Source organism: Paenibacillus sp. MMS20-IR301 (assembly GCF_032302195.1).
Lineage (GTDB): Bacteria > Bacillota > Bacilli > Paenibacillales > Paenibacillaceae > Paenibacillus_AQ.
Window position 1 is genome coordinate 1,622,839 of record NZ_CP135275.1, and the last position, 24,524, is coordinate 1,647,362.

General features: G+C 49.7%; 24 protein-coding genes and 1 pseudogene. 14 read left to right on the forward strand and 11 right to left on the reverse strand.

The window, feature by feature from the left end; genetic code table 11:
* Positions 1 to 16 precede the first annotated feature (16 nt).
* Positions 17 to 502: a flavodoxin domain-containing protein gene (locus LOS79_RS07170; RefSeq protein WP_315417485.1), complete on the forward strand. Its 486-nt coding sequence runs from the start codon at positions 17 to 19 to the stop codon at positions 500 to 502.
* 380 nt (positions 503 to 882) lie between these two features.
* Here LOS79_RS07170 and LOS79_RS07175 read toward each other — a convergent pair whose 3' ends face one another.
* A complete protein-coding gene (locus tag LOS79_RS07175; RefSeq protein ID WP_315417487.1) occupies positions 883 to 1,833 on the reverse strand; it encodes a Gfo/Idh/MocA family protein in 951 nt (316 codons plus the stop codon).
* Positions 1,834 to 1,951: 118 nt separating this feature from the next.
* Between LOS79_RS07175 and LOS79_RS07180 the strand changes: the two genes are divergently transcribed.
* Positions 1,952 to 2,914, forward strand: a complete 963-nt coding sequence (locus LOS79_RS07180) for a helix-turn-helix transcriptional regulator (protein WP_315417489.1) — start codon at positions 1,952 to 1,954, stop codon at positions 2,912 to 2,914.
* A gap of 150 nt (positions 2,915 to 3,064) precedes the next feature.
* On the opposite strand, the gene LOS79_RS07185 is transcribed toward LOS79_RS07180, so the two are convergent.
* A complete protein-coding gene (locus LOS79_RS07185; RefSeq protein ID WP_315417492.1) occupies positions 3,065 to 4,297 on the reverse strand; it encodes an MDR family MFS transporter in 1,233 nt (410 codons plus the stop codon).
* Positions 4,298 to 4,441: 144 nt separating this feature from the next.
* On the opposite strand from LOS79_RS07185, the gene LOS79_RS07190 reads away from it, so the two are divergent.
* On the forward strand, positions 4,442 to 6,217 hold the full coding sequence (locus LOS79_RS07190; protein ID WP_315417494.1) for an ABC transporter substrate-binding protein: 1,776 nt from the start codon (positions 4,442 to 4,444) through the stop codon (positions 6,215 to 6,217).
* A 72-nt stretch (positions 6,218 to 6,289) separates the two neighbouring features.
* Here the strand turns inward: LOS79_RS07190 and LOS79_RS07195 are convergent, their stop codons facing one another.
* From LOS79_RS07195 to LOS79_RS07215, 5 genes are all read right to left on the reverse strand, one after another.
* Entirely contained in the window at positions 6,290 to 6,457 is a 168-nt protein-coding gene (locus LOS79_RS07195; protein WP_315417497.1) for a hypothetical protein, read from the reverse strand.
* A gap of 232 nt (positions 6,458 to 6,689) precedes the next feature.
* On the reverse strand, positions 6,690 to 6,815 hold the full coding sequence (locus tag LOS79_RS07200; protein ID WP_315417500.1) for a protein-tyrosine phosphatase family protein: 126 nt from the start codon (positions 6,813 to 6,815) through the stop codon (positions 6,690 to 6,692).
* Between the two features lie 83 nt (positions 6,816 to 6,898).
* The gene (gene arsC, locus LOS79_RS07205) at positions 6,899 to 7,318 is read right to left on the reverse strand and encodes an arsenate reductase (thioredoxin) (protein ID WP_315417503.1); all 420 of its coding nucleotides are present in this window, start codon (positions 7,316 to 7,318) and stop codon (positions 6,899 to 6,901) included.
* A gap of 21 nt (positions 7,319 to 7,339) precedes the next feature.
* Positions 7,340 to 8,635 carry an arsenic transporter gene (locus LOS79_RS07210; protein WP_397386782.1) on the reverse strand — a complete coding sequence of 432 codons (1,296 nt, stop codon included), beginning with the start codon at positions 8,633 to 8,635 and terminating at the stop codon, positions 7,340 to 7,342.
* A gap of 111 nt (positions 8,636 to 8,746) precedes the next feature.
* Positions 8,747 to 9,073: an ArsR/SmtB family transcription factor gene (locus LOS79_RS07215; protein ID WP_315417507.1), complete on the reverse strand. Its 327-nt coding sequence runs from the start codon at positions 9,071 to 9,073 to the stop codon at positions 8,747 to 8,749.
* Positions 9,074 to 9,207: 134 nt separating this feature from the next.
* Between LOS79_RS07215 and LOS79_RS07220 the strand changes: the two genes are divergently transcribed.
* The 4 genes and pseudogenes from LOS79_RS07220 (at position 9,208) to LOS79_RS07235 (ending at position 12,680) form a co-directional block, all read left to right on the forward strand.
* Positions 9,208 to 9,657, forward strand: coding sequence for a MarR family winged helix-turn-helix transcriptional regulator (locus LOS79_RS07220; RefSeq protein WP_315417508.1), 450 nt, complete (start codon positions 9,208 to 9,210; stop codon positions 9,655 to 9,657).
* 57 nt (positions 9,658 to 9,714) lie between these two features.
* Entirely contained in the window at positions 9,715 to 10,521 is an 807-nt protein-coding gene (locus tag LOS79_RS07225; protein ID WP_315417511.1) for an arsenite methyltransferase, read from the forward strand.
* 16 nt (positions 10,522 to 10,537) lie between these two features.
* Positions 10,538 to 10,876 (forward strand): annotated as a pseudogene (locus LOS79_RS07230) (GNAT family N-acetyltransferase).
* Positions 10,877 to 11,414: 538 nt separating this feature from the next.
* Entirely contained in the window at positions 11,415 to 12,680 is a 1,266-nt protein-coding gene (locus LOS79_RS07235; protein WP_397386740.1) for an aminotransferase class I/II-fold pyridoxal phosphate-dependent enzyme, read from the forward strand.
* 12 nt (positions 12,681 to 12,692) lie between these two features.
* Here the strand turns inward: LOS79_RS07235 and LOS79_RS07240 are convergent, their stop codons facing one another.
* Positions 12,693 to 14,021 carry an outer membrane protein assembly factor BamB family protein gene (locus LOS79_RS07240; protein ID WP_315417515.1) on the reverse strand — a complete coding sequence of 443 codons (1,329 nt, stop codon included), beginning with the start codon at positions 14,019 to 14,021 and terminating at the stop codon, positions 12,693 to 12,695.
* Positions 14,022 to 14,207: 186 nt separating this feature from the next.
* Between LOS79_RS07240 and LOS79_RS07245 the strand changes: the two genes are divergently transcribed.
* Positions 14,208 to 14,564, forward strand: coding sequence for a hypothetical protein (locus LOS79_RS07245; RefSeq protein WP_315417517.1), 357 nt, complete (start codon positions 14,208 to 14,210; stop codon positions 14,562 to 14,564).
* Between the two features lie 90 nt (positions 14,565 to 14,654).
* On the opposite strand, the gene LOS79_RS07250 is transcribed toward LOS79_RS07245, so the two are convergent.
* On the reverse strand, positions 14,655 to 15,605 hold the full coding sequence (locus tag LOS79_RS07250) for an alpha/beta hydrolase (RefSeq protein WP_315417519.1): 951 nt from the start codon (positions 15,603 to 15,605) through the stop codon (positions 14,655 to 14,657).
* 82 nt (positions 15,606 to 15,687) lie between these two features.
* Positions 15,688 to 17,004: an APC family permease gene (locus LOS79_RS07255; RefSeq protein ID WP_315417521.1), complete on the reverse strand. Its 1,317-nt coding sequence runs from the start codon at positions 17,002 to 17,004 to the stop codon at positions 15,688 to 15,690.
* A gap of 118 nt (positions 17,005 to 17,122) precedes the next feature.
* Between LOS79_RS07255 and LOS79_RS07260 the strand changes: the two genes are divergently transcribed.
* Together LOS79_RS07260 and LOS79_RS07265 are read left to right on the forward strand one after the other, a co-directional pair.
* Positions 17,123 to 18,058, forward strand: coding sequence for a LysR family transcriptional regulator (locus tag LOS79_RS07260; protein WP_315417524.1), 936 nt, complete (start codon positions 17,123 to 17,125; stop codon positions 18,056 to 18,058).
* Positions 18,055 to 18,984: a tyrosine-type recombinase/integrase gene (locus LOS79_RS07265; protein WP_315417527.1), complete on the forward strand. Its 930-nt coding sequence runs from the start codon at positions 18,055 to 18,057 to the stop codon at positions 18,982 to 18,984. Before LOS79_RS07260 ends, LOS79_RS07265 begins: the two co-directional genes overlap by 4 nt.
* Before the next feature lie 195 nt (positions 18,985 to 19,179).
* Here LOS79_RS07265 and LOS79_RS07270 read toward each other — a convergent pair whose 3' ends face one another.
* On the reverse strand, positions 19,180 to 20,103 hold the full coding sequence (locus LOS79_RS07270; RefSeq protein WP_315417530.1) for an L-lactate dehydrogenase: 924 nt from the start codon (positions 20,101 to 20,103) through the stop codon (positions 19,180 to 19,182).
* A 163-nt stretch (positions 20,104 to 20,266) separates the two neighbouring features.
* On the opposite strand from LOS79_RS07270, the gene LOS79_RS07275 reads away from it, so the two are divergent.
* From LOS79_RS07275 to LOS79_RS07290, 4 genes are all read left to right on the forward strand, one after another.
* Positions 20,267 to 21,652 (forward strand): branched-chain amino acid transporter BcaP, encoded by a 1,386-nt coding sequence (locus LOS79_RS07275; protein WP_315417533.1) that lies wholly within the window; start codon positions 20,267 to 20,269, stop codon positions 21,650 to 21,652.
* A 27-nt stretch (positions 21,653 to 21,679) separates the two neighbouring features.
* Complete coding sequence (locus LOS79_RS07280) at positions 21,680 to 22,972, forward strand: WD40/YVTN/BNR-like repeat-containing protein (RefSeq protein ID WP_315417536.1); 1,293 nt, start codon at positions 21,680 to 21,682, stop codon at positions 22,970 to 22,972.
* A 139-nt stretch (positions 22,973 to 23,111) separates the two neighbouring features.
* Positions 23,112 to 24,050: a phosphotransferase enzyme family protein gene (locus LOS79_RS07285; RefSeq protein WP_315417539.1), complete on the forward strand. Its 939-nt coding sequence runs from the start codon at positions 23,112 to 23,114 to the stop codon at positions 24,048 to 24,050.
* A 170-nt stretch (positions 24,051 to 24,220) separates the two neighbouring features.
* Positions 24,221 to 24,397 carry a hypothetical protein gene (locus LOS79_RS07290; protein ID WP_315417542.1) on the forward strand — a complete coding sequence of 59 codons (177 nt, stop codon included), beginning with the start codon at positions 24,221 to 24,223 and terminating at the stop codon, positions 24,395 to 24,397.
* Positions 24,398 to 24,524: the final 127 nt, after the last annotated feature.

Sequence of the window (24,524 nt, forward strand, 5' to 3'; positions counted from 1 at the left end):
AACAGGGGCGGATCTAATGGGACGAACACTGATTGTATATACGAGTAAATACGGCTGTACTGAGAAAGCGGCGTTGCTTCTGAAAGCCAGGCTTGACGGGGCGGAAGCTGTTAATCTGAAATCTGCTAAAGTACCGGCTCTGACCTCATATGACACAGTAATTCTTGGCGGTTCCATATACTTCGGGAAGATCCGCAAAGAAATGGTGCAGTATACTGCGAAGCATGAACAGGAGCTGTCAACTAAGCGGATAGGATTATTCATCTGTGCCGGTATGAGGGGAGAGCAGGCGGAGCAGGAGCTGAAGCAGGCTTATCCTGAATCTCTGAACAAGATTGCTGTCACAAGGGTTAACCTGGGAGATGAGATATATCCGGAAAAGCTTTCTTTTATGGATAAATGGGTTGTGCGGATGGTGAGAGGAAAGGGGATGGGGGCAGCTGGCGGGTTATCCATGGATCAGCTGGACCGGTTTGCTAGGGCGATGACCGGTTCCGGATAGGATTGGCAGAGCGGCGGCACAAGAACGGCATGAGCAGCAGTGAAAAGGTAGTACTATTTTAATGCTGGCGCTCATGCCGATGCACGTACTATTTTGATTAGAATAACATAATAATAGTTATGTTAACCGATTCGTTGTATTGATTTTAAAACTGACGAGGGTTGAAATCACATCCGGCAACGGATATATTTTCAACTCTCTAATTATGTAATTTCAACATATGAAAAATTCACATTAGAAAACATCCCTCCTAACTCTCCGCAACTATCCCATAGACACCAAACAATCTATTTACTTAGCTACATCAAAGAGGAAAAAGGAAGAACTATCATACCCTGCCCTCCGCGTCAATAAAAATCTCCCAGTGGTGGTATGTTCAGTTACGAATGAACTTTTTTTGCAAGCTGCTCCGTCAGCTTTAACGCTGTTTCGAGCGATTTCTGCGCGTGCAGCATGGATTGAATAGAGACTGTACCGTGCTGCAGTGACAGGAGTGCATGGCGCAGGCTTTGCTCATAAGAGTTGACCGGGCTTAGCGGAATCTCTTCTTTGCCTGCAGCAGTATAGCTGGTCAAGGTAGCCGTTGTCTCGCCAACCTCATTGCTGGTTTCGTGAAAAATCAGCTTCGCCTGCTCGAAATAAGCCTCATAGCTTACTGTAAACGGATGAGAACCAGGCAATTGGGAAGAGACAATGACCTGTGCGCTCAGCTCAGGCTGCTGGAAGGAAGCATGTACGAGCGCCTGACCGTCCTTACCTCCGGAAGTTCCCCATACCGCAGATAATGCCGGAGCATCAAGCAGCCATTCGATAAAGTCCAGCTCATGAATCATCAGATTGGCAGCGATGGACCCGAGGCCGAGATCTCCCCAGACAGGTGCGGTTTCCCGGCGCAGTGTGAGATGCAGCAGTTTACCGTAGGTCGCTCCGCGTGCAGCCTCATATAGAACCTGATGTGCATATTCGTATTTGATGAATTGATTGACCAGAATCCTGCGGCCGTACTGCTGTTCGGCTTGCAGCATGTCCCGGGCATCCTCCAGATTCAGGGCAACCGGTGTTTCGCAAAAAACATGTTTGCCGCTCTTCAGCGCCTCTACAGCATAAATCTTGTGCAGTGCAGACGGCAGACAAATATCCACCACATCTATTGCCGGGTCCGACAGAATATCCTCGATAGATAACGTAATCTCTACTCCAAGCTCTTCCTGCAGCTTCAGCAGCTTACCCTCATTCCGTCCGAATACAATGACCCGGTCAACAAACTCCATCTGCTTCAGCAGAGTAGCGTGATACGCCCCAAAGCCTGTTCCCAGTATGCCAATATTCATTTGCAACAGCTCCTTATGTTTGATACATTCATTGTAATGCTCAATTGTTGACAACAGAGTGGCAAGAATAGAAATATGAAATGATAGCCGATTATGAAGCGGCCAATGGAGGAATACGATGCGGGTACACCGTTTGATTGCGATATTATTACTTATTGAATCCCGGGGGAAAATGAAAGCCTCTGCTCTGGCCGAAGCACTTGAAACATCCGTCCGTTCAATCTACCGGGATATTGATGTACTCGCAGAGTCAGGCATTCCGCTCTGTACCACAACCGGACCCGGGGGCGGGATTTCGCTGATGGAGGGGTATACGGTAAATTTGCGGCGGCTGCATGGGGAAGAGGTGGTTCAGCTTTTTTTGACCGGGATGGGGATGCCTGCTGAAATGACGGGGGAGAGTAGTCTGCTGCTCACCAACGCACTGCTGAAGCTGGAAGCAACTCTGCCCGCTCCGTACCTCCAGGATATCCGGACCGCACGGAACCGGTTCCTGTTCGACACTGCGCCCTGGTGGGATGAACAAGCTATACTGCCTTGTCTGGAGACGCTGCGTGCTGCAGTATGGAGAGGAACCAAGCTCAAGGTGCTGTACCGTAAAGTGAACGGGGATATGTCACATCGTAGCCTGCATCCCTATGGGCTGGTCGTCAAACAGGGCGCGTGGTATCTTGTGGCCTATTGTGAAAGCGCATTGGAGGTCCGTACGTTCAAATGTGAGCGTTTCGCTTCAGTAGAAGGATCAGGGGAGAACTGCACAATTCCGGATGACTTCTCCCTGCAGCAATACTGGTCAGAATCGAATAAGACCTTTATGGATAACAGCAAAACCCGGGAATTCTACCCGGTAGTCCTCCGGACGCAGGGGTACAATCAGGAGCTTCTGAATCAATTGGAAGTACTGGCAACAGAGCACGCCAGAACTGAGCTGATCATTACTGCCAATATGTACGACTATGAGACTGCCTGTGCCAAGGTACTGCCATTGCTGGTGCAGGCTGAAATTCTGGAGCCGCTGCCGCTGCGGGATTATATTGCAATGCAGATTCGGACGTGGCAAAATATATATTTGTGCGACTAGTTTACATAATCAATATTATGTTAACTACATGCGTTTAATTGTATCTATAATTATAGGCAACTGCTGAAGCTATGTTTATATAAAAATGGGGCTGTCCCAAGCAGCCATTTCATGGCTTTTGGGACAGCCCCATGATGCTAAATCATATGTTCAACTTCTTTGTTCTCCCGCTTCAACAAGCTCTCTGATCCGGAGCCGCTTATGAGCGGTAAAGAGGAAGGGCAGGCCTAGCGCAGTAGTCAAGGCTATCGGTATGAAGACCGCAGGGCCGTTCGCCGCACCGAATTGATCGAGCAGCACGCCCCCGAGAACAGGCGCCATTACGTTGCCCAGGTTATTGAAGCCGATGGTGCCGAAATAGGTGCCTTTCCACTCCGGCCGGGCAATCCGGTCAATCAGCATATCCATCATGGTAAAGAGGAGCACCTCCCCGACCGTGAACAGGATTACGCTGAACATTAGCAGGGCAATTCCGCCTGGCATGCCGAAGAGCAGCAGGCTAAGTGCAATGCAGACATTCCCCAGAATCAGCGGGAGGATCGGCGGGAATTTGCTTGCTGTGCGGACGATCGGGTACTGCACAACAAGCACAGTCACCGCGTTCAGCGACAACATATAGGAGAAGATCTGCCCGCCGTTTGTATAATGTGTGTTCATCGCCAGAAACTGGGCCAGTGTGGAACTGAAATGCCCATAGCCTAATACGCAGAAGATAGTACCCAGCAGAACAGGCAGGAACACCTTATCCCTCCCGGTGGTTGCCAGCGCTTCGCGCAGTTTTGGCGTCTGTGCTTCACCGTGAACCGGCAGGCTGGACTTGTGTACTGAAAATTGCAGAAACAGCACCAGGCCATAAGCGATATAGACCAGCCCTGCGATCAGGAAGGGGAAAGTTGATTTTGCCGATCCCAGCTGCAGCCCGATAATCGGTCCGAATACTACACCGACATTAACCGCTGCATACCGCAGATTGAAGACAAGCAACTTATGCTCTTTCGGGGTAATGTCTGACAGCAGCGCCCGTGAGGTTGGTTCAAATACGGCCCGGCATAATCCGTTCAGCGTATTGACGAGAAAAAAGACCCATAAATGCTGCGCGGCAGCAAAGCCGAAGAATACACAAGCCCAGCCGAATACGGAGACCAGCATGACGATTCTGCGTCCGATAACATCAGAGATGTATCCGCCGTAGAAACTGATCATTACGCCTGCCAGTGAGCTGACGGCTACTGTAAATCCGGTCTCGGTTGAGGAAGCGCCCAGGACCTGTGTCAGATAGATTGAAAGAAATGGAATGCTCATGGAGGTGACCATCCGGCCGAACATCGTGCCGATGATAATCGTCCAGGCCAGAGGGTGAATATGCCGCAAATGCTGTTTCATAATAATCGGGTGTCTCCTAATCAGGTAGATTAAATGTGTCTGATGCTTCTTGTAGCTGGATTAAGTATAATTGTATAGAAAAAAGGGGGAAGTAAAAGTGTAAAGTTTATTTACAGCTTTTCACCTTTAAAGGAGCGGAAGTTAATGGATACCAGCAGCACACACTATCTTTGCCTGGCCGGGGCGCTTGACGCCTCGCTCAAGCAGCAGCCCATTCCGGTGACGATCGAGCAGTTAACCGGGATTCTGTGCTGCACACCGCGCAATGTGAAATTCATCCTGCGGAAGCTTGAGGAGCTGGAGCTGATTGCCTGGCAGCCCGGCAGAGGGAGGGGGAACCGCTCGCTGCTGACCTTCAGACGAAGCACTGAAGAGGTATTAGAGGAGAGCTTTCAGGAGCTGGCCGGCAAGGGCAGAATCAAGGCAGCGATTGAGCTGATCAGCCGGTATCAGGTCGGGGAGGCACTTAAGGAGCGGCTGCTGACGGTGCTTGACAAGCAAATGGGCTTCCGCACAGAACAGGGGGCGGCAGCCGGGGAAGAAGTGCTGCGGATCTCCCGTAACCGGGCAATGGAAAAGCTGGATCCGGCAGCGGTATATACGGCTTTTGAGACCTACCTGCTGGGTCATATTTGCAGTACTCTAATTACCTATGATGCCGGGAGCAGCAGCTTCCAGCCGGGGCTGGCCCATACCTGGGAGAGCAATCCGGAGCATACCAGTTATCTGTTCTATTTGCGTAAAGGGGTCAGATTCCATCACGGCAAAATGATGACTTCGCGTGATGTTAAGGAGACTCTGCAGCGCCACATTACCCTGAACAGTCCGGCAATGAGTCATTTCCAGGATATTCAACATGTGGAGCTGGAGAGTGATTACCGGATCCGCTTTGATCTGTGCCGCCCGAATCTCTTTTTCCTTCATCTATTCAGTTCAATCTACATGTCTATTCTTCCTTATGATGTGGACTTTGCCGTTAACCCGGTGGGAACAGGCCCATACCTGGTGCTGGATCACAGTGAGAGTGTGCTGGTGCTTGGTGCATTTGACCTCTATTATGGCATTCGTCCGCTGCTGGACCGGGTTGAAATCTGGTATTTACCCCATGCAAGCTCAAACATACGCCAGTACCAGCTGACAGAAGCCAATCTCAGCCCGCTTCCGTCCGAGGAGAATCAGAGTCATAACATTGATTATCCGGCGCTCGGTTGCCGCTATATTCTGTTCAATTTCAAGCGGGAAGGTGTTCAGCATAAGCCGGATGTACGGCAGGTGCTGCAGATGCTGTATAATCAGCCTGCGATGATCAGAGAGCTGGGGGGCAACCGGATCAGGCCGGCGGACAGCTTCCTGCCCTGGAAGAGCAGCGGACATGCATTCACCGAACCTCCATTAGAAGCGGCCTGCAGCTTGCTGAAGGCCGCTGATTACAATGGTGAGGTGCTGACCGTAGCTTACCGGACCCGGAAGGAAGATCAGGAGGAAGCACTATGGCTGCAGGAACGCGGCCGGAAGATTGGGCTGCAGCTTCGGCTTCATCCGTTAAGCGAGTATGACCTTGCTGATGTTATGAGCCATGCAGATATGCTGATTGCCGAGGAGGTACTGGAGGATGACTGGCAGTGGGGGATGATTAATTATTTCCGCAATGAATCCAATTATCTCCATGATCTGCTGCTGGAGGAGCAGCTGCAGTCACTGCGGCATTTACTGGAGCCGTTCTCCGCATTACCTGCAGCTGCAAGAACTCAGCTGCTGGAGGCAGCAGAGGATAAACTGCGCAGCAGCTCGTGGGTGCTGTATGGCTGCCATATGAACAAAAAAGCACAGCTGAGCCAAAGCCTGTACGGGCTGCAGACCGGCTCCTTCGGCTTTCTGGATATTTCGAAGCTGTGGGTCAAATCAGGCTTTCAGCTTTAACCATGCCATAAAATGCGAAACGGCCGCTGTCCGCTGGAGACAGGCAGGCCGTTTCTTTGCGCTAATCAGTGTTCAGCCTGCCTGTTTACCGTCACATTTCTTGCAGACGGCAAGCTTATCGCCTTGCGCCCCCTGGCCGAAATAGAGCAGCTTGATCCGGGTGCTTCCGCAGATCGGACAGGTTCCTCTTGCTCTGGAGGGCATACGCCATAATGCTTTGCCGCGTTTGTTCTTGGACATGTAATACTCCCACCTTCACCATTGATAAACTATCATATGCCCGGTACATTCCGGACATGCTGCGGGTACGATAACATTTCATAACATTTATGCGGCAAGCAGAACAATTCTGGCGCGCCAACGATAGGACATGCCAGTTTCCATTCAGAACTTTAACTATTTTAATGATGCTTAACATGGCGTACAAAAAAGGCTATTTCCTATTGGAGATAGCCTTTTTGTACGTATTCATTTATTTGGATGGATAAAAGCCCTTCAGCATTTCACGCATATCTTGCTTAATTTTGATATCCGGACGCTTTTCTTTGGCCAAGACTTCAGCTTCTTCTACAGTTGCAGCAAGACCTAACTCAATCAAAACACCAGTAGCAACCGTTCCAGTACGCCTTCGATCAGTTCATGATAATTTACCATTAAAGTTCTCCTTTTTGTTATTCTTCATTATTTCGCTGTTTCAGCGAATTGCTTGATTCGTTCGCCCACCTGATCACGGACTCGCTGGAATACTGCCCATTTCTCCTCATCTGTTCCTTGAGCTTTCGCGGGATCATCGAATCCCCAATGTTCACGTTTGACTTGAGGCGGGGTAATTGGGCATTTATCTGCTGCATCTCCACACAATGTAATGACGAGATCGGAACTATTCAGTAGCTGTGGATCAATAATATCTGACGTTTGACCTGAAATATCCATTCCTACTTCGCTCATCGCCTGAACAGCTTTAGGATTCAGACCGTGAGCCTCGATGCCGGCACTATATACATTCCATTCATCGCTCAAGTATTTCTTAGCCCAGCCTTCGGCCATCTGGCTCCGGCAGGAGTTTCCTGTACACAAAAAGTAAATCGTTTTCTTATCCATGAGTCGTAATCTCCTTTGAGTTTAAAATAAAGTCAATGTTATATAGAGGCCCAGCAGCGTAATAAATAGCGTAGGGATCGTCAAAATAATGCCTGTTTTAAAATACGTTCCCCAGGATATCTTCACACCTTTGGTGGAAAGCACATGCAGCCATAGCAAGGTTGCCAGTGAACCAATCGGTGTAATCTTCGGTCCCAAGTCAGAACCAATTACATTCGCATAAATCAATGCTTCCTTAATCAGTCCCGAGGTTTGCGTAGTATCAATGGCCAGTGCATCAATCATAACGGTAGGCATGTTATTCATGATGGAGGAGATCACTGCGGCTATAAAGCCCATCCCCATTGTTGCCGCGAACAGCCCTTGATCCGCAACGGCCTGGATGACATCAGCTAATACGTCTGTAAGACCCGCATTTCTCAGACCATATACGACAACATACATCCCGATGGAAAAGAAGACAATGGCCCAAGGTGCCCCCTTCACCACTTCCAGTGTGGATACAGCCGGACTTTTCCTTGCCATGAGCAGGAGAAAGATCGCGATGATACCAGCCACTACAGATACCGGAATGTTCAAAAACTCACTGACAAAGTAACCTACCAGCAGCACTGCAAGTACAAACCAGGAGAGCTTAAACATCTGTTTGTCTTTAATAGCCTCTTCAGGTTTTTTTAGCTGGGAGCTATCAAAGTTTCTTGGAATACTTTTACGGAAGAAAAGATAGAGCACCAGAATACTTGCCCCTAAAGAAAATAAGGTAGGCATTAGCATCCTTCCGGCGTATTCCATAAAGGTAAGCCCGAAAAAGTCAGCCGATACGATATTCACCAGATTGCTTACAATTAGGGGCAAAGACGTAGTATCTGCTATGAACCCGCTGGCAATGATGAATGGAAAAACCCTTTTCTCATCAAAATTCAGCGCGCGGACCATAGCCAGCACGATTGGTGTTAGAATGAGAGCTGCACCATCGTTAGCAAAAAATGCTGCTACAATGGCGCCAAGAATGATGACATAGATAAACATCCGGGTACCATTTCCACTGGCAGCTTTGGCCATATGTAAAGCAGCCCATTCAAAGAATCCAATTTTATCGAGGATCAAAGAAATAAGGATGATTGCAACAAAAGCCAGTGTGGCATTCCATACAATCAGCGTAACATCCAGAACATCATTTAAGCTGACTACACCGACAAGTAGAGCGAGTACTGCTCCTCCGCAGGCAGACCAACCAATGGACAGGTTTTTAGGCTGCCAAATGACAAAAATCAATGTAACTATAAATATAAGACTTGCCAGAGCTACCAAATGAATTCCCCCAATTTATGTCCAATTCCCATATATCAGAGCACTCCCTCCAAAAGATTAAGTTGAATATTGAATATAAGTATATAATTATACGCTTATATACTCAACGGAAAAATATTATTCGCAGCAAACAGTGCTAGACGGCTTATTAAAATTCAATAAAAGGATACTAGCTTCTGGCGCAAAATCTAAAATGGCCTTAATATGGGGTTTATCTTCAATATTTAATGAATAATATACCCATTGGCCCTTTTTTTGTTCCTTTATTAATCCACTGCTTTTTAGTTTGCGCAGATGCTGACTAACGGCTGGCTGTGAAATGTCAAAAAGATCCACTAACTCACATACACACCACTCTCGCTCTTGGAGAAGTGTAAGAATTGTGAGACGTATTTTATCTCCAAGGAGTTTTAAATCTTCTGCAAGATCATTTAGTAAATCCACTATAAACTCTCCTCCCCCTGTATATAAAGATAATACTTATATTCTAAATCCTGAATGATCAATTATCAACTAAACAAAATAATATTTGCAATTTGCAATTAAATTCGATATAACTTTGTTGAGAGGTGAAAACAATGGAAACTCCACGAGAACTATTCCAAATTATGACCCGGCGTCTAGGTCTGCTAAATAAGGATTGCTGCAGCGTAGGGGGATGTAATCTTTCCGCGGCCCAAAGCCACCTGTTATATGAGATAGATCGGAGCCATAATCCTTCCATGCAACAAGTTGCCGAAACACTGGGCACAGATATTACAACCTTCAGCAGACAAGTCCAGTCTTTGGTGAAAATGAACTTGGTTAAAAAGACTCCTGATTCCACAGATCGAAGAATTTATAACCTGTCACTTACCTCTGAAGGAATAATGGTGGCTACGACAATTGATCAACAAATGAATGAATACTTGAATGAAGCCTTCTCACACATGAGTGAGTTTGAAGTAGAAACATTACTACGATCCATTAAGCTTTTCAACGAAGCCATGGGGAAGTCCAGCAATTGCTGCGCACCTGTAAAAGGGTGATTTTTCTTAATATTTACTTGCAAGTTACAAGTTTTATTAGAAAAGGAGTGTTTAATTATGAGCAAACTTACTAATGATCAGATCCGCCAAAATGTACGGGGGCGCTATCAAAAAATCGCTGTAAAACAGGCCGAAGCTTCCTCTTCCTGCTGTACACTTGATGACAGAAGTTGCTGTGACTCCCCGGCTGATTTCGATGCCATATCCGCTAAGTTAGGTTATTCTAGTAGTGATCTCGCTGCAGCACCTGTGGGCGCGAATTTAGGCCTTGGTTGCGGTAATCCTCAGGCTATTGCTGAACTGCAGGCGGGGGAACATGTTCTGGACCTCGGAAGTGGCGGCGGATTTGATTGCTTCCTAGCTTCCCGGCAGGTAGGGGGCCAAGGCCATGTTATAGGTGTCGATATGACGCCTGAGATGATCAGCCGAGCAAGGGATAATGCTATTAATGGTAAGTTCATTAATACCGAATTCAGATTAGGTGAGATTGAGTATCTTCCTGTCGCCGACAATTCTGTTAATGTCATTATTTCCAACTGCGTAATTAACCTCTCACCAGACAAACAGCAAGTATTCCATGAAGCCTTTCGTGTTCTTCAACCTGGTGGACGTCTGGCTATCTCTGATATCGTAACTACAGCTGAGCTTCCCCCTGAGATCAAAAATGACCTGGACGCATTGTATTCCGGTTGTATCTCCGGAGCCTCCTCCATCACTGATGTAGAGCAGATGCTTCGGGAAAGTGGATTTTCTGAGATTAGTATTGAGCCAAAAGACGAATCCAGAACATTCATCAAAGACTGGGTTCCTGGTGTGAACGTTGACCAGTACATCGTTTCTGCTGTAATTAAAGCAAGAAAGTAAACTGAAGGGGATGTTCATGATCAATACATTAACTGTTCGCCAGGCCACTCCAGTGGATCTCGAAAGTATCCTTCGTATCTACAATCAGGGAATCGAGGACCGGATCGCTGACCTCTCCGTCTACATTGACCGAAGCTTTCGTGGGCAGGGTGCAGGTAGCTCTCTACTGGAGTCCTTACACAAGGTTGCAAAAGAAAACAACTTTTATAAAATTGTTCTATTTGCCTTTCCGTTCAACCATGGCGGTCAGGGATAGCACATGAAACTGGGTTACCGGCAGGTTGGTGTGTTTGAGAAACAAGGGGTTATAAACGGAGAGTTTGTTGATGTGATGATTATGGAGAAATTTCTTTGAAAAACAGTAATTGAGGCTGTAAAGTACCGAATAACCTTTGAACACTTAGTTCAACTGACAGATGTTTTATGACAACGGATTTCGTCTAGAAAAGAAAGAAGCAGTACTTAACTAGGGTTGCATACAGGCCGAAATATTTCAAGACGTTGTGGTGTAGCTATTATGAATACATTCCAGAGAATTCACTTTTGGACCCCTATAGACGCGAAGCAGACGTATTGTTGGAATCCAGAATTGAGTAATTTTAGTGCGAATGATGTAATAAAAGGAAAGAGTATTAATTGCATAAAATAAACAGTTACTTATATATGTGTCGCTGGACAATTATGCGGCAAGCAGAAATACGGCATTTTCCGGCCCCGAAAAACAGCGTATAATATAAATTATACGCTGTTTCGCTTCAGAGAGACTTTTATATCAGTTTTGAAGCTAGTGATCAGCTGCAATTGAGCTATTTTATAGAATAATAATATAAAGAAACCTTAATATACCATTTGCAGATAAGGTCATTCTTTCGTGCGCTCAGCGGACAGAACACATGCTATACTATTTGATAAAAACAAATGCCGGAGGTAATACATTGACACACAGCAGCGCAAAACAAAAATGGAGATCGGACAAGCTGGCGCATTTGGGATCGTCAATATTCGCTGAAGTCGCCGCAACGAAAGCCGAAGTCCGGAAATCGGGGATTGAAGTGATTGATCTGGGAATCGGCAGTCCGGACCGGGGACCGTCTTATAAGATTCGTGCGGCCTTAAGTGAAGCGGTGCTGAGGGAAGACAGCTATTCGTATCCGGCCTCCAAAGGCAGTGCTGCCTTTCGCCGGCAGGCGGCGGAATGGATGAACTGGCGGTTCGCTGTCGAAGTGGACCCGGAAGAGGAGATGGTCGCCTTAATGGGTTCGCAGGACGGACTGGCGCATCTGGCACAGGCGGTATGCAATCCCGGAGATCTGGCAATCGTGCCGGACCCGGGTTATCCGATTTATTCCGGTGCGCTTGCGCTGGCTGGTGTACGGGCCTGGACGCTGCCGCTGCTGGAAGAGAATGCGTTCCGCCCGGATCTGGAGCAAATTCCCGAGGAGGTCTGGCGTGAAGCGGTATTCATCCTGCTGAGCTTTCCCGGCAATCCTATTTCGGTTACCGCAGATTTGCCGTATATGACGAGACTGATTGAGCTGGCCCGTAAATGGGATGTACTGGTTGTTCATGATCTGGCCTATTCAGAGCTGGGCTTTGACGGATATAGGCCAATCAGTATTTTGGAGGTGCCCGGAGCATTGGACACAGCGGTCGAGTTCCATTCCTTCTCTAAAAGCTTCAATATGGCCGGCTGCCGGATCGGCTTCATGACAGGGAACCGCACAGCCGTTGGAGCACTTCGTGAGCTTAAGAGCAACGTGGACTACGGTGTCTTCGGTCCGGTTCAGGAAGCGGCGGTTGTTGCCCTGGAGCAGGCGATGGCATCAGCACCGGATGAGGGAGTATCTAAGATGTATGAGCAGCGGCGGAATGTTTTCGTGGAGGCTTTGGCACGTGAAGGCTGGACCGTCCGGCTACCGGAAGCGACGATGTTCATCTGGGCGAAGCTGCCTGAAGCCTATGGCGTGAACGTTGAGGCAGGAAGATCCCGGAGGTTCGCGCATGAGCTGCTGCTGGCCACCGGAGTCGCGGTGATTCCCGGCGATGCATTTGGCCAGCAGGGAGAAGGGTATGTACGGATTGCACTGGTGGAAGAGGAAGAGCGGCTTCTGGAAGCCGCCCGGAGAATGGGTATTTTTTTGCGAAGAAATGGCTGTTAAGATTTACTTAAGTTACTGGTATTGTTGCGGCAGGGCAACAGCGATTATATGATGCTCCGTAGGGATCAGGGCTGTTCCATTATGCAGCGTAATGTTACCGAAGCTGGGATAGGTGCTTCCGGCCTCAATCATGCCCAGCAGTGCGCCGGTATCGTAGTGATGGACTGCGATATAGCCATTGTTGTATAGGGTAAATACAGCCTTGCCGACTCGTTGCAGATGTAACGCCTTACCGGCCGGAACATTATAAGAAGTAACGCTGTCATCCGCAAGGTTTAATGCAGTAATCCTGTTATCTTGCTGGAAGTAGGCTATGCCGCCCGCCGGTCCGGCCAGCCAGCTGCCATATTGCTCATAGCTTGTGGTAGCTGCTTCAGCATCTGCTCCGCGCAAAAAGCGTGTAAGCGTATATCTATCCGTATCCGGATTCATGTCAGCGGAATAGACATAGGAATCCTGGATTATTGTGAAATTGTTCCGTATTTTGGAGATGTCAGCTATTTTATTATAGTTGTTCCTGGCGGTAATTTTACCGGTAACAGGATTCAAGCGGGCCAGAGTTAACTGGTAGCCCGGCACGGGTGCCGAAGGGCTTTTTGCCGCATAATCCGTCTGCTCCCGCAGCAGCAATTGCCCGTTCTCATAATTTACATAGCTGTACAACCCTTCGATTCGCCAAAGCTTCTTGCCGCTAGCCGGATCAAGGCCATAGAATTGGGAACGGATATTATTCACTGTACTGGAAACGACAAGCACACCTCTATATTCTCCATAGATCGTGCCCGCGTACATAGGGATCTCTTTGTTGTCCCACAGCCTTTTACCGGATACCGGATCATAGGCAGTAACTCCGCCGCTCTCATTGGCGAAATAGATTGTTCCGTTCATCAGGCGGGCTTGTGCGCCAATTTCAATCAGCTGATCTGCTACCTTCACCTTCCAGATAACCTTTCCGGTTGCAGCAGATACTTTGACGAGACGTTCTTTGTGATCTATGAAGAAAACGGAGTTATTCGTAACGATTTGCGGATGTCCGCCCTGCGGATAAGACCACTCCATTTTACCGGAGGCTATATTTTTGGCATAAAGTGTACTGTTGATGTCTGAGTAGTACAGAATTCCGTTACTGACGGGCGGCTTGCTGTCGTACATGCCCATGCCATTCGCAGCGGCCTTCCATTTCAGCGGGACCAGCGAGTCTTTAGCGGCCGAAGTGATGGATGTGGTTCCAAGAGTTGTATGAACACTGCCCCGCGTTATATCCGGCATTGTAGTTAATGCGGTTGATGACAGCAGGCTCATAAAGAGCAAGGGGGTAAGTAAGGATTGGATGGGCGGCAATAGGTTCAGCTCCTTGTTAAGTCTTGTTCTCTGTAATAAGACGCTGAAAGATTACATTGGTTGCTAAAATAAGGAAAGACAATATTGTAACCAGAAGAAATGATTTCATATTTATACTGACTGCTATATCGCCAAAGCTGATTTTGGGTAATAAGGAGCAACTACAATGATCAGGAGGGTACAGCAATGGGATTCAATCTTGGAGGTCTTGGCGATAAAATACAAGGAATGGTAGGCAGCCTGAAGGACAGCGGAGTAGGTGAGCTGCTGCAAAAGCTTCCACTGGACAAGCTTCCGCTCGACCAGCTGCTGGAGAAGCTGCCTCTGGAGCAGCTATTGTCCAGCTCTTTTCTGCAAAAGTTCACTCCGTTCTCCTCACTTAAAGAGCTGCTGCAAAGCGGCGGATTCGCGGCGGGTTCCACTGAGGAGCTGAAGACGCTGCCGCAGGACGAGCTGGATGCGCATGTAAACAAAACCACTTCCTTCGGCTCGCTGAAGGATCTGCTGATTAAAGCGGCTGAGTTCTATGCCCAGCGGAAGTAGCGGATGTTATAAATACTTATCTTTTTAAAATAAAACAGCAGCAGCCATGGACTGTATTATATCCATGGCTGCTGCTGTTTCGTGTATGGGTTATTGCTTCAGCCAAGCTGTTGCGAGCAGCAAGGCGCCTTTGTTAGCCTGGGTGTCGGCAAGGGCATCCAGCATGACAAAGTCGTGGATGATGCCCTGGAACCGCACAGCGGTTACAGGCACGCCGGCTTCACGCAGCCTGGCGGCATAAGCTTCGCCTTCATCGCGGAGGACATCGGCTTCGCCCGTGATGACCAAAGCTTCCGGCAAGCCGCTAAGCTGCTCCAGACTGGCCCGCAGCGGTGAAGCGGTTATCTCTGCCCGCTCATCAGGATCCGTAGTGTACTGGTCCCAGAACCACTTCATTCCGGTCCGCTGCAGGAAGTACCCTTCGGCGAACAGGTGATAGGATTCGGTATCGAAGGCGGCATCGGTTACCGGGTAGAAGAGCAGCTGCTTGGAGATGGCCGGGCCGCCGCGCTCCTTGGCCATCAAGGTGATGGCTGCTGTCATATTACCGCCGACACTGTCACCGGCCACGCTCAGCCGGGAAGCATCCAGACCGTAGGCTGCGCCGTCACGGCTGATCCAATCCAGCACAGCATATATTTCTTCAATGGCTGCCGGGTATTTAGCTTCCGGAGACAGACTGTATTCCGGGAATACGACAGCTGCGCCGGCTCCGGCAGATAACTCGCGGATTAAGCGGTCATGAGTGTGGCTGTTGCCGAATACCCAGCCTGCTCCGTGTATATAAAGAATGACAGGAAGTGAAGTCTGGGCAGTACCAGGCGGCCGGACAATCCGTACCTTGACCTCTCCACCGGGGCCGCCTGCTACCGTCAGATCCTGAAGATCTGCTTCGGGCTTGGGAATGTCACCGGACTGGACTTCATTAACAGTCTCGCGGCCTTTTTCAGGTCCAAGATCAGGCAGAAAGGGAGGCTCGGAGTTATCATCAGCAAATTTCCGGGCTGCAGGCTCGAGAATAATTTTGTTATGATCAGGCATAGTTCACAGTCTCCTTCTTATCTGATTATGTTGAAGCTCACCTTCATCCATAACCACCTGACCGTTATCTGAAACGATAAGCTTACAGTGCCTGACTTGAATCCTCTTCAGCCTTCAGGTGTGAAGGAACCTTAGCTGCAGACTTACGGCCATGTCGTAAATACTCAATCAGCGCAAACAATATAGTAATCAGCAGCGGATATATAATAGCCCAGCCGGTGAACGGGAAGACAGCTACGGTAGCGGCGAAGGAAATCCAGCTGATAGTCACACCGGCACGGCTGCCCTTGAGCAGGCGGATTCCGGCTGCACAGCCGCCGATGTAAGTCAGAATAAAGGTGGCATTAGGGAATTGAATTAATGTAGTAATCGACAAGAGGCCGCTGCCGTACAAGGTCAATACAGCAGTGAAGCAAAAGGTCAGGAACCCGATGGCCCCGACTGGCGTCTGGTAGCGGTCCGAGAGCCGGCCCATCCACTTCGGAGCATATCCTTGCCGCGATAAAGCGTAAGCGACGCGGGAAGCGGCGCTGGAATAAGCGATAATCGTCGCGGTGCAGATGAACAGCCCGGTAAGCCCGGCGATGAATCCGCCCCATGCCCCAAGCGGCTGGCTGATGATCCAGACGAGGGAGGAATCGGCGCCGCCGCGCAAATAGCTTTGTGTCCCGACGGTTGCCAAGGCGGAGAGGAAGTAGAGCACTCCGACAATAACCGCAGCGATGGTAACCCCTTTAACCGCTGCCCGCTGCGGGTCTTTGAACTCTTCTGACAGATGCGAGACGGCTTCCCAGCCGATGAAGCACCAGAAGAGAATTGCCGCAGCCTGTCCGACACTGCTCCAGCTATGCGGCATGAACGGAGTGAAGTGGGCGCTCTCCATTCTTGGAAGAGCAGCAGCGAAAGAGAAGACCAGAACCGCGATAATGGCGATGACCACTGCAATTTGCACTTTGCCGGCAACCTTCATGCCGATCCAGTTGGTGATCAGGCCAATAGCCAGCATTCCGGCGGCAATGGCAATGCGGGCCGGATCCCCCCAGCCCATGGCGGCAGTCATATATCCCGCACCGGTTAAGGCGGCGACAGGTCCGCCGATAGGTACCGACATCAGGAAGAACCAGCCGACCAGAGCACCGGCCTTCGGACCGAAAGCCAAGGTGGCGAAATGGGATACACCTCCGGCATTCGGGAACTTAGCAGAGAGCAGGCCCATAGAGAGTGCGAGCGGAAGAATCAGCAGTGTCATGAAGCCCCAGGCGAGCAGGGAAGCAGGACCAGCCATTTCGGCAGCCAAGCCCGGCACAATCAGTACCCCTGAACCTAAGACGGCTCCGATGTACAGGGCAATCGCCTGCGGCATGCCGATATTCCGTTGGAGAGATTTATTTTCCTTCATATCATTAGTCCCGCTTTCCTTGTAATTAAATCTAGAGTATCAGATAATAGATCCATTGGAAAAACGGAATTATCGAATGGAATCCATTCGTTTAACCGATAGGTTGAAGGAGGCCCGTATGGAGTCAAAGCATCTTTTTACTTTTCTTGTCGTAGTAGAGACCGGGAGCTTTACCCGTGCAGCCCAGAAGCTGGATTATGCCCAGTCCAGCATTACCGCACAGATTCAGGCGCTCGAAGCTGAACTCGCTCAGCCCTTGTTTGACCGGATCAGCAAAAAAATCATTCTCACCGATGCCGGCCGCCGTCTGCTGCCTTACGCCCAGGAAATCTCCAAGATGCATACGATGGCCGAGAATGCGCTGCGCTCCGAAACGGAGATAGCCGGCTCACTGCGGATTGGTGCGCCGGAATCGCTGGCTGCGTTCCGCCTGCCGGGAATTATTAAGGAATTCCGCACCCTGCATCCGCAGGTACAGATTACACTGAAGCCGGGTGCATGCTGGGAGCTTACCGAGTTCGTCCGCTCCGGCGAGCTGGATTTGGCTTTTCTGCTGCAGCCGGAGACGGAGTATAAGGATATGTATTGCGACACCCTGATTCATGAAGCCATGACGCTGGTCGCGCCGCTGGATCATCCGCTGTGCGGGCTTCCGGAAGTGGAGCCGCAGCATCTTAAGAATGTAACCATTCTGCACACCGAGACGGGCTGCACCTACCGGACCTTATTCGAGCGGCATCTGAACAGCCACGGGGTGTTTCCCGACCCGAATTTGGAGTTCTGGAGCATTGAAGCGATTAAGCAATGCGTGATGGCCGGGCTCGGCATTTCCTTTCTGCCGCTGATTACCGTCCGCAGTGAGCTGGCGGAAGGCAAGCTGGCCGGGCTGCACTGGAATGATGAATCCCAGCGGGTAGCTACCCAGATTGCGTACCACAGCAAGAAATGGAAATCACCTGCACTGAGTGAGTTCCTGGGAATAGTGCAGAAGCATGCTGCTTCATGGAGGGGGACGGCAGATGTCTTAACACAAAGGGTGAAGCGTAGAGCATGAATGAGCTGGAGAATAGCTATGAAGAAGAGCTGGATGCATTTCTGATCTGGATGAAGGATGCCGGTTATACGGCTTACACGCAGAAATCTTATCTGGCTGATGTGCGGGAATTTCTGGCTACTTTGAGCGGCCGGGAGCTAACCTCTGTCAAGAAGCTGCATGTTGTCTCCTACCTGACATCGGTCCGTGAACGCGGGGTAAGTGATGCCACCCGTAACCGCAAGCATGCTTCCGTCAGCTGCCTGTTCAAGGCGCTGACGGAGATGGAGCTCCTGAATATGAACCCGGCCGCCGGGATCAAGAAATCCAAAACCGAAAAAAACCGCGAGCCGGTCTACCTGGATGAAGCGGATCTGCAGCGGTTCTTGTCTGCGGTGGACGGCAAATATCGAAGCCGCAATCTGGCAGTTTTTCTGCTGATGTCTTATATGGGGCTGCGGGTAGGGGAAGTCCATACGCTGAATCAAAGCGATTATAACGTAGAAAGACGTTCATTGCGTGTCTTCGGAAAGGGCCGCAAATGGCGTAATGTTCCGGTTCCCGACGATATTGCACCTTACCTGGACCAGGCTATAGCCGACCGGCTTCCGCCCTGGCGCAGCAAAGAAGAAGCCTTATTCATCTCCCAGAAGGGCCGCCGGCTCTCCATCCGCGGAATCCAGGGGATTGCTGCCAATACATTCAGCCGCTTCCAGAGTGAAGTCCCTTCCTCCCAGCGTCTCCCGTACTCCAGTCACAAGCTGCGCCACTCCTTTGCCACCATGCTGCTGCGCAAGGGAGCGGATCTGCGCACGGTACAGGAATTACTTGGACATTCTTCCATCCAGACAACCACTGTATATACACATATTACAAGCCGCGAGAAGGAAGAAGCCATGTCCAGACTGCAGATCAGCATGCCTGAGCCTGCAGGTCATAATGTATAAATAACCGGGGGGACAAAAGCAAGAAGCTATAGTATGAACATTTGTTCAAAACATAACGTATAAATCACATGTAATGTACATTTTTATAATGACAAGAGAGCCGTGAATTGCTAACATGATAAAGGGCCAAACAGCCGCCAATCCGTGAGAGGGTTGGCGGCTGGCTTGTCCATATTTATGCTGGCTAAGCCGGAGTTACAGCTCCAGCTTGGCAATTTCGCCTTTGAGCTTATCTGCAGACTGCTGGAACAAGACCTGCTCCTCTTCACTGAGCGGGAGATCCAGCACTTCGCGCACACCTGAACGGTCAACGACACATGGAGCACCGAGGAATACATCCGAAACGCCATTGTAGTTGTTCAGCAGTGTGGATACGTTCAGCACAGAGCCTTCATTGTTCAGGATGGATGCAACAATCCGGTCCAGTGCCAGGGCGATAGCATAGGAGGTAGAGCCTTTGGCATCGATAATCTCGTATGCGGCATTTTTGGTATCCTCGAAGATATCCTTGCGTTCGGCTTCATCAAAGCCCAGATCGATCCCCGCGACATTGGCGAGACTCCAGACCGGCAGCTCGGAATCGCCATGCTCCCCGATGATTTGACCGTGGATGCTGCGCGGATCGATTTCTTTGTGGCGCCCGATCAGATAACGGAAGCGTGCGCTGTCCAGCACGGTTCCGGAGCCGATAACCCGTCTGCGGTCGAAGCCGCTGATCTTCAGGGTAGCATACGCTAGAATGTCGACCGGATTGGTAGCAATCAGCAGGATAGCATGATGATTGTATTTCGTAATTTTCTGGATGATATCTTTGAATATCGTTATATTCTTGCGAAGCAGATCAATCCGCGTCTCCCCGGGCTTCTGGGAGGCCCCGGCTGTAACGATGATGATGTCGGCTTCCCGGCAATCCTCATAGGTGCCGGCCCATAGCTTTACACCGCCGACAAACGGCATGCCATGGTTCATATCGAGCGCTTCACCCAGCGCCTTCTGATGGTTCACATCAATCAGTACGAGCTCGGGCATGCGTTTACGCAGCAGCAGCGTATAGGCGGTTGTGGTTCCGACTGCACCGGTGCCGATGACTACGACACGATTGGGCTTAAATGGGGCCATGGTTAATCTCCTCCAGCTTTTGAATTTTGAGAATCTTATCCATCATAATCGCTAAGGATAGTGTTTTCAAGCTGTCCGCTTTTAATCCATTACCCCGAATTGGGCATGCTAACATGGTATTTCATAGTATTCACTCAACCATTTGACAGGAGCGAACTACAGAATGGATTTATTCCGTAAAAAACCGCTGGCGATTCCCCAGAATGCCGGATCAGAAAAACTTAGCAAGACACTGGGCGCAATGGATTTAACCATGCTTGGTGTCGGGGCCATTATCGGCACCGGGATCTTCGTGATGACCGGAGTGGCGGCTGCCGAGCATGCCGGACCGGGGCTGGTGCTGTCTTTCATCATCGCCGGCTTCGCCTGCGTGCTGTCCGCACTCTGCTACTCCGAATTTGCCTCCACTCTGCCTGTATCCGGCAGTGCATATGCTTACAGCTATGTTGCCTTCGGTGAACTGCTGGCCTGGGTGCTTGGCTGGGATCTTGTACTGGAATACGGAGTGGCGGCGGCTGCAGTAAGCAGCGGCTGGTCAGGGTATTTCCAGGGCTTGCTTGAAGGCTTCGGCCTGCATTTGCCCACAGCTTTATCCGGAGCGTATAATGCGGATAAAGGAACTTTCATTAATTTGCCTGCAGTGATAATTATCCTGCTCATTTCTTATCTGCTGACCCGGGGAGTGAAGGAGACCGCCCGCTTCAACGCGGTTATGGTTGTCATCAAAATATCGGTAGTGCTGCTCTTCATCTTCACCGGAGTATTCTATGTGAAGCCTGAGAACTGGACGCCGTTTCTGCCGTTTGGTTTCCATGGTGTGATGAACGGGGCGGCAACTGTATTTTTTGCCTATATCGGATTTGATGCTATTTCAACGGCTGCCGAAGAAGTAAAGCGCCCGCAGCGGGATTTGCCGATTGGCATTATCTCTTCGCTGGCGATCTGTACGGTGCTGTACATTGCTGTTTCGCTGGTGCTGACAGGGATTGTACCTTTCCAGAACCTGAATGTCAGTGATCCGGTATCCTTCGCCCTGCGGTTTGTTGACCAGAATATGATTGCCGGACTGATCTCAATAGGTGCTATTGCCGGGATGACTACCGTGCTGCTCGTTATGCTGTTCGGCCAGACCCGCCTGCTGTTTGCCATTTCCCGCGACGGTCTGCTGCCGCAGAGCCTGTCCAAGGTCAGTCCCAAAACTCATACCCCGGTGCGCAGCACCTGGATGGTAGGCGGGATTATTGCTGTTATGACCGGCTTCGTTCCGCTGGACAAGCTGGCTGATCTGACCAGTATCGGTACACTGTTTGCCTTCCTGGTAGTTTCACTGGGAGTCATTGTACTCCGCCGTACGCATTCCGATCTTAAGCGGGGATTCAGAGTGCCTTGGGTACCCTTTATTCCAATTTTGAGTGCCTTAACCTGCGGTTATCTGATGACCAATCTGGGCAGACATACATGGATCGGCTTCCTCGTCTGGGTTGCAATAGGGCTGGTAATCTACTGGCTGTACGGATATAGACGCAGTAATTTGAATTCAAAGAAATAACGGATATATAGAGGAGGAGAGAGGGCATTGGCAGCGAAAACATCAGGTTATACATTTCTGAGAGTAGGGTTCATGCTGCTCATGACTCTGCTTATTCTCTCGGCCTGTTCATCTGCTCCTGCCCCGGAGCCTTCCCAGCCGCCACAGCCGACGGAAGCGCCGGAGGAGGGCCAGACGATTACGGTGATCACGCCAGACGCGAAGAACGTAGACAACGAGAACGCGACGAAATACCAGATCCAGACCCGGCTGACGGATTTCAGGCTGCTGAACGATGCAGCAGGCATAGCCTGGGGAGTTACCAAAAATGAGCTGCGCATGTATATGACGCTTAATAACGGCAAGACCTGGGCGAATATTTCCCCGTCGACGAATGTGCAGTTTCTGACTAATCCGGTGTACGGTAAAGAGATTTTCTTCACTGATCCCAGTAACGGCTGGATTATAAGAAGCGCTTACGGCACGACCGAGACGGTGGTGCTGCGGACAACGGATGGGGGACACAGCTGGAAAATATCCGCTTTCCCGGATTCCAACACGATTTCCTCCATCTATTTCAGCTCCCCGGACAGCGGCTGGCTGATGACCTCCTGGGATGCTTCTTCAACCAAAGAGAGCAAAGCCTTATACGCGACTGAGGACGGAGGGGCAACCTGGAATCTGGTCATGCAGAATGAGCAATATAATCCGAACCTGCCGAATAATACAATTCCACTCGCGGGTGTAACCACTGGCATGCTCTTCCGGGATCCGAGCCGCGGGTTTGTAGCGCTGCAGACCGGTGCCCTGCCGAGAACCTTCATGACCCGGGACGGGGGATCCAGCTGGGTGGCCGGTCCTGACTTCCTTGTGAACGAGAGCTTTGCCGGCTGCGACAGGGTACTTACCGGTGTGCCGGAATTTTTCGGGGAGGACCGGACCGGCGGGTGGATGTCAGCGGGCTGTCAATTAGAGAAGGAAGGCAGCGTAACTTATAGCGGCTACTTTACCGCTAACGGCGGAGAGAACTGGAAGTTTGTCAGCCTGGGTCGCCCGGCAGTCTCGGGAATTAACCGCCATGTTGTGCCTGACTTTTTGAACGCTCAGACCGGCTGGGCACTGGAAGGCAATTTGCTGTACAAGACGGTGAATCAGGGGCAGACCTGGTCGGCGCTTCCGGCCAGCAGTGTGCTGCAGTCTAAGCTCCTGGAATACCCAGAGGTTGTGAAGCTGCAGTTCATCTCCAGCGATGTAGGCTGGCTGCTTATTGAGAAGGAAGAAGACCGCAGATCTATCCTGCTGCAGACTACTAACGGCGGGGTAAGCTGGCGGGTCATGTAAGTGTAAGGAATTTTAGAGGTTGTCCGCTGCTTCGCGGGCAGCCTTTTTTTGGAGTACACGTAAGGCAGGAGGATTCCAGTATGTGTTAAACTGATTGCAGACAAGTATATTCATTTAATATGAGGTTGGGAGGGTGAGGATGGATCAACAGCTGATTGAACAAGTCCTGGCTATGCTTCAAATAGAGTCTACAGATTATAGGCTTATAGGCGGGTACTGCAGCAATGTATTTGAAGTTGGAGCCGGCAGGAAGCTTATCGTTAAAATCCTCGACAATGCAGTAGCTCTGGAGACCTCTACGCTGGCTGAAATGGAGTGGTTAGCCTGCCTTTGCTCACAGGGAATTCATGTCCCTAGACCGGTACGCATTCTGGGACAAGACTATATAAAGCGGATTAATAACGGATTTTATTTTATTGTATATAACAAGATAGACGGCTTACCAGTCAATCCGGCCAGCAAAGAAATGTGGAATGCCCGCCTGTTTGAACGCTGGGGTGAGCTGTTGGGGCAAATTCATGCTGCCTCACAAGCTTATACCGCGAATCATGTCTTTCCCAAATGGAATGAAAGCAAAATGTTGCTGCAATTGGAGCAGGCTGAGCTTCATCCGCACCTGGCCGGAAAATGGCTGAGATACGTTGACGAGCTAAACCAAATGAAGGTATCCACTGACCGGTTCGGGCTCATTCATGGAGATCTTCATCACGGCAATCTGCTAATCAATGATAATGTATTAAGTGTCATTGATTTCGGCGACTGCGAGTATCATTGGTATGCTTATGATGTAGCCATAGTGATGTATCACACCGCACAAACGGTGGGCAAGAGTGAACGGGAGCAGTTCATACAAGCATTCTGTAACTATTTTATGAAGGGCTATGTCCGCGGAAATCCGGGTACGGATGTTGTTCAGGATCTTAACTATTTCATTCAGTACAGGCATTTATACTCCTTCACGTATCATATGATGTATGCTGACAAGAGTCAGCTCTCGCGGCAGCAGGCAGAATATCTGCAGGCAATGGAGGCGTCACTGCTTAAGGATGAACCGTACCTGAATCTCATATTATCTTAGTGAATACTGCGGTTTATACAGAAGTTGATAATCGGAAAAAAGGTAATTAAAATTTTCTTTAAAAATGTGAAAAAAATCACATGACAAACTATAAATCCTGTGATATATTTAACACATAGAGAACAAGTTCATTTTTTCACAAACTTTCATCCCGAAGAGGAGAGATTATTATGAAAACATTTGAAACGGATTATATGACTAGAAACCTGCTGCAATTGTGCTACAACTGTGATGATGCCCACCTGTGTGAAACCGAAGAGCAATGCAGAGCCTGCTGGGCAGACAATGGCATGATGCCGGTAGAAACAGATGAAACCAGACAATTGTTAGACCTCGTACATGCTTAATGTGACTGCCCTTCTGGCGATAATGAAGACCATTTAGATTCCTTGAATTACGGGAATGTAGATGGTCTTTTTGCTGTTAGGGCAGCTTGTGCTGTCTTGAAGAGAAGGGGCATATACTTATAGCAGT

What these genes read in the sequence shown, in the direction of transcription:
- LOS79_RS07170 (WP_315417485.1), top strand. Translation starts at nt 17, where the DNA reads ATGGGACGAACACTGATTGTATATACGAGTAAATACGGCTGTACTGAG.
- LOS79_RS07175 (WP_315417487.1), bottom strand. Translation starts at nt 1,833, where the DNA reads ATGAATATTGGCATACTGGGAACAGGCTTTGGGGCGTATCACGCTACT.
- LOS79_RS07180 (WP_315417489.1), top strand. Translation starts at nt 1,952, where the DNA reads ATGCGGGTACACCGTTTGATTGCGATATTATTACTTATTGAATCCCGG.
- LOS79_RS07185 (WP_315417492.1), bottom strand. Translation starts at nt 4,297, where the DNA reads ATGAAACAGCATTTGCGGCATATTCACCCTCTGGCCTGGACGATTATC.
- LOS79_RS07190 (WP_315417494.1), top strand. Translation starts at nt 4,442, where the DNA reads ATGGATACCAGCAGCACACACTATCTTTGCCTGGCCGGGGCGCTTGAC.
- LOS79_RS07195 (WP_315417497.1), bottom strand. Translation starts at nt 6,457, where the DNA reads ATGTCCAAGAACAAACGCGGCAAAGCATTATGGCGTATGCCCTCCAGA.
- arsC (WP_315417503.1), bottom strand. Translation starts at nt 7,318, where the DNA reads ATGGATAAGAAAACGATTTACTTTTTGTGTACAGGAAACTCCTGCCGG.
- LOS79_RS07220 (WP_315417508.1), top strand. Translation starts at nt 9,208, where the DNA reads ATGGAAACTCCACGAGAACTATTCCAAATTATGACCCGGCGTCTAGGT.
- LOS79_RS07225 (WP_315417511.1), top strand. Translation starts at nt 9,715, where the DNA reads ATGAGCAAACTTACTAATGATCAGATCCGCCAAAATGTACGGGGGCGC.
- LOS79_RS07235 (WP_397386740.1), top strand. Translation starts at nt 11,415, where the DNA reads ATGCTATACTATTTGATAAAAACAAATGCCGGAGGTAATACATTGACA.
- LOS79_RS07245 (WP_315417517.1), top strand. Translation starts at nt 14,208, where the DNA reads ATGGGATTCAATCTTGGAGGTCTTGGCGATAAAATACAAGGAATGGTA.
- LOS79_RS07250 (WP_315417519.1), bottom strand. Translation starts at nt 15,605, where the DNA reads ATGCCTGATCATAACAAAATTATTCTCGAGCCTGCAGCCCGGAAATTT.
- LOS79_RS07255 (WP_315417521.1), bottom strand. Translation starts at nt 17,004, where the DNA reads ATGAAGGAAAATAAATCTCTCCAACGGAATATCGGCATGCCGCAGGCG.
- LOS79_RS07260 (WP_315417524.1), top strand. Translation starts at nt 17,123, where the DNA reads ATGGAGTCAAAGCATCTTTTTACTTTTCTTGTCGTAGTAGAGACCGGG.
- LOS79_RS07265 (WP_315417527.1), top strand. Translation starts at nt 18,055, where the DNA reads ATGAATGAGCTGGAGAATAGCTATGAAGAAGAGCTGGATGCATTTCTG.
- LOS79_RS07270 (WP_315417530.1), bottom strand. Translation starts at nt 20,103, where the DNA reads ATGGCCCCATTTAAGCCCAATCGTGTCGTAGTCATCGGCACCGGTGCA.
- LOS79_RS07275 (WP_315417533.1), top strand. Translation starts at nt 20,267, where the DNA reads ATGGATTTATTCCGTAAAAAACCGCTGGCGATTCCCCAGAATGCCGGA.
- LOS79_RS07285 (WP_315417539.1), top strand. Translation starts at nt 23,112, where the DNA reads ATGGATCAACAGCTGATTGAACAAGTCCTGGCTATGCTTCAAATAGAG.
- LOS79_RS07290 (WP_315417542.1), top strand. Translation starts at nt 24,221, where the DNA reads ATGAAAACATTTGAAACGGATTATATGACTAGAAACCTGCTGCAATTG.